At 76.6% G+C, this 11,771-nt stretch carries 7 protein-coding genes; 4 read left to right on the forward strand and 3 right to left on the reverse strand.

Annotation, left to right across the window (positions count from 1 at the left end; genetic code table 11):
• The first annotated feature begins 14 nt into the window (after positions 1–14).
• Positions 15–1,514, forward strand: a complete 1,500-nt coding sequence (locus tag IG74_RS0113720) for a hypothetical protein (protein WP_030675167.1) — start codon at positions 15–17, stop codon at positions 1,512–1,514.
• A 138-nt stretch (positions 1,515–1,652) separates the two neighbouring features.
• Here the strand turns inward: IG74_RS0113720 and IG74_RS0113725 are convergent, their stop codons facing one another.
• Positions 1,653–3,065, reverse strand: a complete 1,413-nt coding sequence (locus IG74_RS0113725; RefSeq protein WP_030675169.1) for a PP2C family protein-serine/threonine phosphatase — start codon at positions 3,063–3,065, stop codon at positions 1,653–1,655.
• A gap of 379 nt (positions 3,066–3,444) precedes the next feature.
• Between IG74_RS0113725 and IG74_RS0113730 the strand changes: the two genes are divergently transcribed.
• From IG74_RS0113730 to IG74_RS0113740, 3 genes are all read left to right on the forward strand, one after another.
• A complete protein-coding gene (locus tag IG74_RS0113730; RefSeq protein ID WP_030675172.1) occupies positions 3,445–6,948 on the forward strand; it encodes a CHAT domain-containing protein in 3,504 nt (1,167 codons plus the stop codon).
• Between the two features lie 103 nt (positions 6,949–7,051).
• A complete protein-coding gene (locus tag IG74_RS0113735; RefSeq protein WP_078868764.1) occupies positions 7,052–8,989 on the forward strand; it encodes a caspase family protein in 1,938 nt (645 codons plus the stop codon).
• Between the two features lie 2 nt (positions 8,990–8,991).
• Positions 8,992–9,522: a hypothetical protein gene (locus IG74_RS0113740; RefSeq protein ID WP_030675179.1), complete on the forward strand. Its 531-nt coding sequence runs from the start codon at positions 8,992–8,994 to the stop codon at positions 9,520–9,522.
• A 60-nt stretch (positions 9,523–9,582) separates the two neighbouring features.
• Here the strand turns inward: IG74_RS0113740 and IG74_RS0113745 are convergent, their stop codons facing one another.
• Positions 9,583–9,846: a hypothetical protein gene (locus IG74_RS0113745; protein WP_158857609.1), complete on the reverse strand. Its 264-nt coding sequence runs from the start codon at positions 9,844–9,846 to the stop codon at positions 9,583–9,585.
• Between the two features lie 593 nt (positions 9,847–10,439).
• Complete coding sequence (locus IG74_RS0113750; RefSeq protein WP_030675184.1) at positions 10,440–11,768, reverse strand: hypothetical protein; 1,329 nt, start codon at positions 11,766–11,768, stop codon at positions 10,440–10,442.
• Between the last annotated feature and the right edge of the window lie 3 nt (positions 11,769–11,771).

Below are 11,771 nucleotides of genomic sequence, written 5' to 3' on the forward strand. Positions count from 1 at the left end.
CCTGGGGGCTTGACGTGAACGGACAACCCAACACCCGCCTTTCGGACCTCTTCGGCCTCGCCGGCTGGTCCAAGGGCGAACTCGCCAGACTGGTGAACCGGCAGGCGGCCGCGATGGGTCATCCGCAGCTGGCCACCGACACCTCGCGGGTGCGGCGCTGGATCGACATGGGAGAGATCCCGCGCGATCCCGTGCCGCGGGTCCTGGCGGTCCTCTTCACCGAGCGTCTCGGCCGTGTCGTGACCATCGAGGACCTCGGTCTGGTCCGGCACGGGCGCGTAGGCAAACAGCGCGCCGACGGGAGCGTGGAGCACCCGGACGGCGTGCCGTGGGCGCCCGAGCGAACCGCCGCGGTCCTCACCGAATTCACGGGAATGGACCTCATGCTCAACCGACGCGGCTTGGTGGGCGCGGGTGCCGCGCTCGCCGCCGGCTCCGCACTCAGCAGCGCCATGCACGACTGGCTGCACACCGATCCGACCCTGAAGGCCGACGCCCCCCGTCTCGACGATCCCCTGCACGCCGACCCCGCCGGGTTCGACCGCTATGAGGCCGCCCCCATCGGCTCTCAGGAGATCGAGGAACTGGAGCGCTCGGTCGAGGTGTTCCGCGCCTGGGACGCCTCCCGTGGCGGGGGGCTCCAGCGCAAGGCCGTGGTGGGCCAGTTGAACGAGGTGGGCGGCATGCTCGCCTACCGGCACCCCGACCACCTCCAGCGACGCCTGTGGGGCGTCGCCGCCAACCTCGCCGTCCTCGCCGGGTGGATGTCCCACGACGTCGGCCTCGAACCCACCGCCCAGAAGTACTTCGTGATCGCCGCGCACGCGGCCCGCGAGGGCGGCGACCGGCCGCGCGCAGGGGAGGCCCTGTCCCGCGCCGCGCGCCAGATGGTGCACCTGGGCAAGCCGGACGACGCCCTGGACCTGATGAAGCTCGCCAAGTCCGGCTCGGGCGAGCAGACGCAGCCGCGCACCCAGGCCATGCTGCACACCATCGAGGCCTGGGCGCAGGCGTCCATGGGCAAGGGCCAGGCGATGCGGCGCACGCTCGGCCGGGCCGAGGACCTGTTCGTCTCCGACAAGGGCGACGTGCCGCCGCCCAGCTGGATGCAGATGTTCGACGAGGCGGACCTGCACGGCATGCAGGCGCTCGCCTACCGCACGCTCGCGGACCACGACCCGTCCGCCGCGCACGTCGCCCAGCGCCACGCCAAGGAGGCCATCGCCCTGCGCACCAAGGGCCGTGACCGCTCCACGATCTTCGACTACATCTCGCTGGCGTCGGCCTGCTTCATCGCCGACGACCCCGAACAGGCCGACCGGTACGCCCGGCTCGCACTGGTGTCGATGGGCTCGAACTCCTCGCACCGCACGTGGGACCGGCTACGGGAGATGTACCGGCTGACCGCCCAGTACGCGGGCTACCCGAAGATCGAGGACCTGCGCGAGGAGATCAAGCACGCCCTCCCCAAGGCCGCGGGCAGGCCGGGAGGAGGAAAATGGGCACGAGCGTGAGGAACGTCGGGCACGACGGTACGAAGTCGGGGCCAGGTCTTCGTGGCACTCCGGGCCCGCGGAGCACATCGGCCCCGGGGGGCCACAGGGCACTCGGCGCGGGGCCCGGTCCGGGTCCCGCGCGGTGGTCCGTGAGGGCTACGCGTCGACCTTGGCCACCAGCAGGCAGGCGTCGTCCTCGCGCGGGGCCACGCCGAACTCCTCGACCGTGACGCGCACACAGTCCTGAGCCGTCCTCGCTTCGGCGAACCGCGGCGCCAGGGCGAGCAGTCGGCCGGTCGCGGCATCTCGGGAACGCCGCGGCACTAGGCCGTCCGTGTGCAGCAGGAGCAGGTCACCGGGGCGCAGTGCCTCCTCGACCTGTTCGTACGCCGCGCCGGACGTCGCGCCGAGCAGCACGCCGTCCGGTGGTGTCAGGGCGCGCCCCGTCCCGTCGCGGAACAACAGCGGGGCGGGGTGCCCGGCCTGGGACCAGGTCAGCACGTGCCGCTCGGGGTCGTACAGGCAGCAGACGGCGCTGCCGAGCGCGGGCTGCGCCGAGGTGTCGAGGAGTTGGTTGAGCCAGGCCATCAGCTGGCCCGGCTGCGTGCCCGCGACGGCCATGCCGCGCAGCGCGCCGAGCAGCATCGCCATGCCCGACGTCACCGTGACGCCGTGGCCGGTGAGGTCGCCGACGCTCAGCAGCATCCGGCCGTCGGCCAGCTCCATCGCGTCGTACCAGTCGCCGCCGATGAGGGCGCTCGACGACGACGGCAGATAGTGGGCGGCGAGGTCGAGGCCCGCGGGGCCGCCGTGCGGGAACCGCAGGGAGCCGTGCCACGGCGGCAGGACGGCTTCCTGCAGCTCGACGGCGAGCCGGTGCTCGGTCTGCGCGAGGTGGCGCTGGTGCTGCAGCGAGTCGCGGCTCTCGCTGACCGCGAGCTGGCTGCGGCGCAGCTCGCTGACGTCGCGCAGGACCGCCCACATGGAGGCGGTGGAGCCGTCGGTGGCGAGGACGGGCTCGCCCATCATGTGCACCTGGCGCTCGCCGCCGTCGGCGCGCACGACGCGGAACTCGCCGTCGATCGGCTTGCCGTCGACCAGGCAGTCCGTGACCATCGCGGTGAGAAGCGCGTGGTCGTCGGGGTGCACGAGCGAGGGCAGCTCGTCCAGGGAGAGCGGGGGAGCGGCCGGGTCGCGGCCGAGGATCTGGTACAGCTCGCCGGACCAGCTGGCCTCGTCGGTGAGGAGGTTCCACTCGGCGCTGCCCACCCGGCTGAGCAGGGAGCCGGCGGGCGGCTCCGGCCGCGCAGCACCGGCGGGCTGCCGGTGCGTGCGCGGCGGGCCGTCCCGCAGCTGGGCCAAGTGGCCGTGCAGATCGTTGAGTTGATGGACCGCGAGGTCGCACAGGGCGCGCTGCCAGCGGCCCGTGGGGTCGCTGTGGTCGGCGGTCGCCTCGCGGCGCACGGCGTCGACTTCGCCGCGGAGCCGGCGCGTCTGCGTGATCAGCGCGTCGACCGCGCCGCGCTCGGGCGGCTGGGCGGTTCGGTCCGCGAAGACGTGGGACGGCATGGGGGCTCCGTAGGCGATGCGGTGCGGCCGGGCCGGCTCGCGGGGGCCGCGCTGGTGGGGGCGGCGGGCTTCCTGCCGTGCCGCGCTGCCGGCTTCCGTGCTGACTTCAGAAACAACTCTTCGACCGGTAACGACTCTGGCACAGCGGACTCAGGCACGTAAGGGATTTGGCAACACCCGATGTGGTGGTGCTGGTGTCATATGCCACTGTCCTTCGGGGAAACGGCGGCCGCCCGCGCTTCGTTCGCCGCGCGGGGGCATTCTGGGGGCTTTCGGTGGAGGGTGCGGTCATCGGCCGAAACGCTCAGTACGCTGGTGTCCGAAAAGCGCGGGTGAGGCCCCAACTCTCCTACGGAGGCGGGGTGTTGGGGGGAAGCGTATGGATACGGCCCACGACGTGCTCCGCATACTGCTCACCGGTGAACCCGGGTTCGGCCGGGACGCGGCCCGGCCCGAGCACCCGCTCGTCGCCGGCGCGCGGGCCCTCGCGGCGGGCGAGCCCCGGCGGGCCCTGCGCCGCCTCGCGGACGTGCGCGAGCCGGGCGCCGCCGACGACATGGCCGCCGCGCTGCGCGTGGCGGCACACGCCCTCGACCTGAACTGGTACCCGGGCGGCGGGGGCGCGGTGCTCGCCGAAGGCGACGCGGAGCGGCTCGCGGCGGGGCCGCCCCGGAAGGCCGCCCCCGACGCGGCCCTGGTGGAGTTCTGCGCCGCCCGCTTCCTGCCCCGGCTCCTCGCCGCCCGCGGCATCGTCGAGAACGCCAGGACCAGCGGCGACCACTGGGCCATCGCACACGTGCTGCGAGACACGGAACGGCAGGCGAACGACGTGCCGGGCGCGGACGCCGCGCTGGTGCGCTGGGTGCGGGCGCACGTCCACCTCGCGGCCGCCGACGTGGCCCGGCGCGCGGGCCGCGACGCCGACGTCCTGGCCGCCCTCGACCGGTGCAGGCACGACGCGCACGGCGACCCCTGGGTGCTCGCCCGGGTCTACCTCCTCCAGGGCGACGCGGCCCTGACGCCCTGTTCCCACCCCGACCTCCTGGGCCTGCGGCTCGGCCCGGCGGCGGCCGCCGAACCGGGCACCGCCCCCGAGGACATCCCCGTCGACCCGGCCATGGCCCGCGCCCACTACGAGGCGGCCGACGCCCTCTACGCGCGCCTGCCCGCCCCGCGCGGCCGCGCCCGCGTCGCCCTGCGCCTGGCCCACCTGGCCCGCACGCGCGGCGACGGGCCCGCACGGGCGCGCGCGGGCGAGCGGGCCGCCGCCCTGGCCGACCGCGCGGGCGCGGGCTCCCTCGCCGCGCTCGCCACCGCGCACCGGCTGCTCGACGGGCTCGCCGACGGCTCCGACGCCGACCGCCGCGACCTCGACGGACTCGCGCGCTGGGGCCGCGACGACGGCAGCTCCAGCTATCTGAAGGGCCTGGTCCGGCTCCTGCTCGCACGGGCCGCTGCCTGGCAGCGGGAGGGGCTGACCCTGGCCGCCCTGCGCTGCCTGCGGGCCGCCCGCTTCGTCACGGCCCGGATCACCGCCCCCCTGGAGGCGGACCTCACGGACCGCGCGTACGTCGACCTCGTCGACCGGCTGAACTTCCGGCAGGCCTCGACCGTGCTCCTGGCCGCCGACACCGCGCACGCCACGGCCGCGCTGCGGGCACGGGACGCCGACGAACGCAGCTGGCTGCGCGCCGCCGAACTCGCCCTGGCGCTCGACCGGGCCGTGGAGGCGCTCGCCGACCCGGACCTGAAGGGCGTCGCCCAGGCACGGCTCGGCGAGGTGGCCGCCGCTGCCGAACGCCTCGCCGGCTCCTGGCCGCCCGCCCGGCAGGCCATCGACATCGTGCGGGAGAGCCTGCGGCGCGCCCCCGCCCAACTGCTGCGCCACCGGGGCCGCCGGGCCCTGGAGGCCGGTTTCCGCGACGAGGCCCACGCCGTGCTCCGGGCGGCGCTCGACCGCGCCGGGGACGACGCCCTCCTGCGGACGGCCCTCCTGTACGAACTCGGCCAGCGGCAGCAGGCCCACGCCCTCGCGTCCCGCCTGTTCCGGCGCGGCGGCCTGCACCCCGACCACGCCGTCAGCCTCTTCCTGCGCCTCGGCGACCCGCACACCGCGCGCCACGCCCTCGGCGTACTCGACGAGACGTCCTGGAGCGGCGACCCCGACCGCCCCTGGGAGGACCTGGCGCGCCGCGCCGAGCTCGCCGCGGCCCTCGGCGACCACGCCACCGCCGCCCGGGTCGGCGGGGACGCGGTGACCCGCTTCGAGCAGTGGTCGGACCAGCTCGTACGGGACGTCCTGCGCACCTCGATGACCGACGACGTGACCGTCGCGGCGATGTACCACATCGCGGCCCGCGCGCACCTCTGCCGGGCCGACGAAGCCCGGAAGCCACCGGCCGACCGGACCGCCGAAGCCCCGCACGACACCGTCGACCCTGACGCCGAACGCGCCCTCGCCTTCGAACTCTCCGACCGCTGCCGCGGCATCGCCGTCGACGTCCTGCGCGCCCTCGACGACCTGCCGCCGGGGCCGCCGCTCGACGCCGCCCGCCGCTGGCTGCGCGCCGGTTCGGCCTGGGCCGCCGCCTACGAAGGGCTCGCGGACAGCGTGACCGGCGACGCCGCGCACACCCCGCCCGCCGCACGCCTGCGCGCCACCGTGCTCGCCGCCGAGGACGAGCTGGAGGCCGCCGAGACCCACGTGGCCACGCACGCGCCCGGCCTGCTGCGCGGCCGCGCCGACGAGGAGCGGCGGATCCGGGGCACCCGCCTTGACGCGGTGCGCGCCGCCCTGCCCGACGACGCGCTGCTCCTGATGTACGAGACGTTCGACGACGACCTGGTGACCTGGGCGGTCGACCGGCACGGCGCCCGCCACAGCCGCAGGACCGTGCACCACCGCGATCTCGCCTGTGCCGTCCGGCGGTTCCACTCCGCGTGCGCGAGCGGCCACCACGACACCGCCGACGCGATCGCCCTGGCACGTCTGCTCCTCGACCCCGTCGCGGACGCCGTGCGCGGCCGGCGCCGCCTGTACGTGGTGCCGCACCGGGCGCTCACCCTCGTGCCGTTCGCCGTCCTGCCCGTCGGCGATGTGCCGCTGGGGGAGCGGTGCGTGATCTCCCAGCTGCCCTCGGCGTCCCTCATCACCCGGCCCGGCTGCGGCCGCCCACCGGGCCGCGGCGCGCCCGCGCTGCTCGTCGGCGACCCCGCGTACGCGCCCGGCCGGGGCCTCGCCCGACTGCCCGGGACGGCGACGGAAGTGCGGGCCATCGCCCGGCTGCTCGGCACCGAACCGCTGCTCGGCGCCGCCGCGACGGCCGCCGCCGTCACCGCCTCCGCGCCCGGCCGCGCCGTACTGCACCTGGCCACCCACGGCGTCCTGCACGAGCGCGGCCCGCACCGCAGCCACGTGGCGCTCGCCGGGCACGACCGGCTGACCGTCGGGGACGTCACCGGGCTCGATCTGACCGCCGACCTCGTCGTGCTCTCCGCCTGCCACACCGGGCGCGGCACGGCCACCGCAGGAGGAGACGTCATCGGCCTGGTCCGCGCCGCCGTCGCGGCGGGCGCGCGGCACGCGGTGGTGTCGCTGTGGCCCGTCGACGACGCCTCCGGAGCCGTCCTCATGACGTACTTCTACGAAGCGCTGCTCGCCCGCCCCGGCACCCCGGTGGCCGACGCCCTCACGACGGCGCAGCGCCGCCTGCGCGCCCTGGACGCCGACGGGCGCGCCACGGCGTACGAGCGGCTGCGCGAGGCCACCGGCGGCGGCGCCGCGGCCGACTGCGCACGCGACGGCCGCCCGCCCACGGCCCTCACCCGGCACACGTCCCCGCCGCCCTACCACTGGGCTCCGTTCATCCACATCGGCGGCTGACGCCGTGCCGCGGACGCAGGGGTGACCGGGGTGGGCCGCCGTGCCATCCTGGCGGCTACGGCGCGCGTCATGGGGGCTGCGATGCGCGTCACGGGGGGCTGCGATGCGTAAACGGGCACTGCTTATCGGCTGTCGGACCGGAGTGCTGCGTGGCGTGGACGCCGATGTCGCGCTGATGGCGGACGTCCTCGCCCCCCTCGGCTTCGAGGTGACCCGGGCCACCGGGCCGCGCGCGACGCGGCGGGGACTCATCGAGGCCTACCGCGCGCTCATCGACGCCACCGGAGCCGGGGACGCGGCCGTCGTCTACTACTCGGGCCACGGCGGCCAGGCGCGCGACCCCCGCCCCGCGCCCGCTCCCGGGCAGCCGGCGCGCATCCAGTACCTGTGCCCCACCGACATCGACGAGCCCGGCACGCCCGGCGCGTTCCCGGGCCTGTTCGCCGACGAGCTGAGCCTGCTCCAGGACGAGTTGAGCGCCCGCACCGCGAACGTCACGACCATCATCGACAGCTGCCACTCCGCCCGCATGGCCCGCACCGCCCGGCAGGTGCCCAAGGCCCGCACGGAGGGCCGCGACTGGGCGACGGTGCACGCGGCCTGGCGGACGGCGGTGGGCGCGGCCCCGCGCCGCGCGGGCCGCCCCGCTGCCGAGTCGAACCCGTCCGTCGTCCGCCTGGTGGCCTGTGAACCCGACGCCAGCGCCTACGAAGTCCAGCTCCCCGGCTTCGACGGCCCGCGCGGCCTGCTCACCGCGAGCCTCGCCCGGCTCCTGCGCGCCCCCGGCGCCCATCGGCTGACCTGGCGCACCCTGCTGGGGCTGCTGCGGCCCGCCGTCCTCGACGTCGTCCCCTTCCAGCGCCCGGAGGTCGAAGGGCCCGCCGACCGGCTCCTGTTCGACACCGCGGAGCAGCGCGCCACCGGCGTGCTGCCGGTGTCGGCCGACCGGTACGGGGCGTATCTGGACGGCGCGGAGCTGTTCGGCGTGGCCGTGGGCGATCAGTACGCGCTGGTGCCCCCGGGCGGCGACCCGCGGCGGCCGCTCGCCACCGCCGTCGTCGACCGCGCGGAGGCCGGGACCGCCCGACTGCGCCTCCAGGGCGGAGCGGCGCACGAACCGCCCCCGGAAATCCCTCCTCCGGGCACCGAGGCGCATCCCCTGCACGTCTCCTTGGGCCGCCGTCCCGTCCTCCTGCACCCCGCTGACCACCCCGACCACGCGCGCGTGGCCGCGCGTCTGCGGGCCTGCGCCCACCTGCGGATCGCCCGGAGCGACGAACCCGCCCTGGCCGTCGTCGGCCTGACCCCCGACGGCCTGCGCCTGGCCGACGCCGACGGCGAGCCGCTGCGCGCCGCCGCGAGCCCGGCCACGGACACCGGGCTCGACTCCCTCACCCAGGACCTCCAACAGCTCGCCAGGGCCGCCCACGTCCGCGCCCTGGCCTCCGGCACCGGTCCGGCCGCGCTCCCCGACGACGTGACCTTCCACTACGCGCTGCTGTGCGCGGACGGCACACAACAGCCCCTGGACCGCAGCGGCGCACACGTCTTCCACGGCGACGAGATCGTCGTCCACCTCCACAACCGGGCCGCCGAACGCCGGCACGTGTCCGTGTTCGACGTCGGACTGCGCGGCGCCGTCACCCAGCTCACCACCACCGAGCCCGCGGGCGTCGGCCTGGCCCCGGACGCCCGCTACGAACTGTTCCGCCTTCCCGGCAGCCACCGGCTCGCGGGCATCGAACTGTACTGGCCCGACGGCCTGCCCCGCGGCGTGCCACGGCCCGAGACGCTCGTCGCCGTCGTCACCGACCGCCCGCAGGACCTGACGCGGCTCGCCCAGCGGGGCATCGCCCGGCGCGGGCCCGGCGGTTCGGCCCTCCAACGCCTGGTCGACGACGTCGTCACCGGCGTGCGCGACGCCCGGGCGCCCGGGGCCGCGGAGCCACCGGTGCGCTACCGCGTCGCGCGCTGCGACGTCCTCCTCCACCACGGGCGCCGCTCCGGCCCACCCGACCACGCCCCGCACGCCGGGAGGTAACCGTGCCCTACCAGCAGCGCATCGACCGGCGGCGGCCCGGCACGGTCGCGCCCGTCGTCGGCGCCGACGGCCGCGACCCGCTCGTCGGCGACGAGGTGCTCGCGGTGCCCAAGTCGGCCACGGAACCGAGCGAGCACGCCGCCGCCCTCGACCCGGCGCGCGGCCGGGTCGCGGTCTCCGACGGCGCGACCCGCGCCCTGGCCTCCGGGCCCTGGGCGCACTGCCTCGTCCGCAGGTTCGTGGCGCGGCCCCCCGACGGCTTCGGCGCCGCCGCGCTCGGCGACTGGGACCGAGCGGCCGCCGAGGAGTGGGCGCCGTGCGTACGCCTGTCCCCGCAGGCACCTCCGTACCTCTGGGACGCCCTCGCCCGCTGGGCCCTGACACAGGCCGCACACGGCCCGCACGCCTGGCACTTCCTGCGACGGTGCGACCCGGGCGAATTCACGACGGAGGTACGGGCGCTGTGGCGACGGGGCGAACTGGAGCAGGACGACGTGACCTTGGTGCGCTGCCGCGTCGACCGGGTGCCGTGAGGTCTCGTACGTCCCGAGCGCGGGACCGGCTCGTACGGCCGTGCCTGAAGGTTCGCACGGTCACCGGTGCAGCGCCGCCACCAGATCCTCCGGAGAGCCCGTCCGGCCGCGGGCGCGGGCGCAGTCGGCGGCACGGAAGATCAGGTTCTCCTGGGTGTGCAGCTTCCACAGGCTCGGGTCCGCGGCCACGGCCAGCGCCGACAGGAAGACGACGGAGGCAGGGAAGGCGTCCAGGCGGACCCCGTGCAGCTCGCCGTCCTCCTCGGGATGGCGGTAGTCGGGGTGACCGGCGTCGGCGCGCGGCCAGTCCTGCCCGCTCGGCACCCACACCCCGTCCAGGGTCGACCAGCTGGAGCCGCAGCTCGTCGTCCACCAGGACGTTGCCCTGCTGGAGGTCGCCGTGCCCGAGCCCGGCGCGGGCCAACTGGCGCAGCGCCACTCGCCAGTTCGCGGCCAGGTGCCGCAGGGCGCGCGGCTCGCCCGGGCGCCGGGACAGCGCGATGTCGAGGGTGTCTCCGGGCACCCACGGCTTCAGGACCACCGGCCACCACGCGCCGCCCACCTGGATGCCCCGCTCCAGCCAGGTCGCCGGGGTCAGCGCCGGGCAGGCGCGGCCCTGGAGACAGCGGCGCAGCGCGTCGTAGCGCAGGGCGCCCGCGGCGGGTGGCCGCGTCATGCAGCGCACCGCGCAGGCGCCGCGCGGCCCGAGCAGCCGGAACACCACCGCGTTCCGTCCGGAGCTGGTGCGCGGCATGCCGAGCCGGTTGAGGTCGAGCACGCCGCCCGCGAGGTCCGGTTCGGCGAACGCCGTGGCCGGGTCCTGCACCGCCTCCGCGTACTCGGTCTTCGTCGGCCAGCGCGCCGGGCGGCCCGGCGTGCCGCTCATGCCGCGCCGCCCAGGCGTCCGACGGGCCGCCTCATGCCCTGTACACCACCCGGCCGGGCAGCTCCCTGCCGTCGACGCGGGCCCACAGCCGAAGCCCGGCGAGCACCTGGCCCCTGCGCCCGCCCGCGTCCAGGGGGATGTCGTTGCCGCCGGTGCGGCGGCGGGCCTCGCGATACGTCGGGGCGAGGACCTGCACGGCGACGTCGGCGCCGCTGTCCCGCACCCGGCGCCGCAGTTCAAGGACCATCCGCTGGGACGCCTCGGCGACCCCCGCCCACCAGCTGCCGGGCGCGGCCGGAGGCAGATGAAGCACCGAGCACAGCGCCTCGTCCACCGCGAGCGCGGCTCGCAGCTCCTCCGGAGAGCCCGGCGGCTGCCGGGCCAGGCGCCCGATCCGCTGGGCGAGCTCAAGGCGGTAGGCGTCGCGGTGCTCGGTGTCGCCCAGCGGGACCACGCCCCGGTGCACGACGCCCTCCAGACAGTGGTGCAACTGGCCGTCCAGCGAGGCGAGTCCGGTCACCCAACCGGCGAGGACGACACAGACGGCCAGCGGCGACCGCAGATGACGCGCGGTCGCGCCGTGGTCGCCGCCCGCGGCGGTCACCGCCCAGTCCGCCAGGGCCCCTGCCGCACCGAGGCGCACCCCGGTGACGCCCGCACGGGGCAGCGGCGGCAGGAGGACCTCGACGCCGTCGAGCGCCTGCCACTCGTCCCACCGCTCCTCGGTCGCGACCCGCGCCGCCACCGCGAGGCGCTCCGCCCGCGCGCGCCACCGCGTCGCGTACGCGTGCGGCAGACGCAGCAGCGTCAACTGGAACCAGCACCACAGCGCGGCCGTCCCGTCGGCCTCAGGCACGGCCAGCGGGCCAAGGAAGGTGGCGCACTCCTGGCTCCGCGTCAGCTCCGCGGCCAGCGCGGCCAGCTCGGGGTCGGCGACGGGGGAGGGCCGCCCGGGCGGCTGCGCGGGCACGGGCTCCGGGGGCACGGGCTCCGGGGGCACGGGCTCTGGGGGCACCGGCGTGACCGGCTCCCGCACGACCGGCTCCCGCGTGGCCGGTACGGACGTGCCCATCGGCGGGGTGCTCTCATCGGCTGCGGATCCGGCCGCCTCGGAGGCGGCGGGGGGCGTGCCGGACTCCGTCCCCGGCTCCGTCCCCGGCGCTGTCTCCGGCGGCGCGCCGCCCGGTGCCAGCGCCGCCGCCACCTCCGCGAGCGCCGCCCGGCACTCGGTCGCGCCCGCGTCGTCGGGCAGCGCCTCCAGGGCCACGCCCAACGCGGACCGCAGCCCCTCCAGATGGGCGCGCGCCAGCGCCGCGAGGTGCGAGTCCGGCAGCCGGCTGAGCCTGCGCAGCGCGTCCACGGC

Source organism: Streptomyces sp. NRRL B-1347, from assembly GCF_000720325.1.
In the GTDB taxonomy this organism is placed as follows: Bacteria; Actinomycetota; Actinomycetes; order Streptomycetales; family Streptomycetaceae; genus Streptomyces.

What these genes read in the sequence shown, in the direction of transcription:
- IG74_RS0113725 (WP_030675169.1), bottom strand. Translation starts at nt 3,065, where the DNA reads ATGCCGTCCCACGTCTTCGCGGACCGAACCGCCCAGCCGCCCGAGCGC.
- IG74_RS0113730 (WP_030675172.1), top strand. Translation starts at nt 3,445, where the DNA reads ATGGATACGGCCCACGACGTGCTCCGCATACTGCTCACCGGTGAACCC.
- IG74_RS0113735 (WP_078868764.1), top strand. Translation starts at nt 7,052, where the DNA reads ATGCGTAAACGGGCACTGCTTATCGGCTGTCGGACCGGAGTGCTGCGT.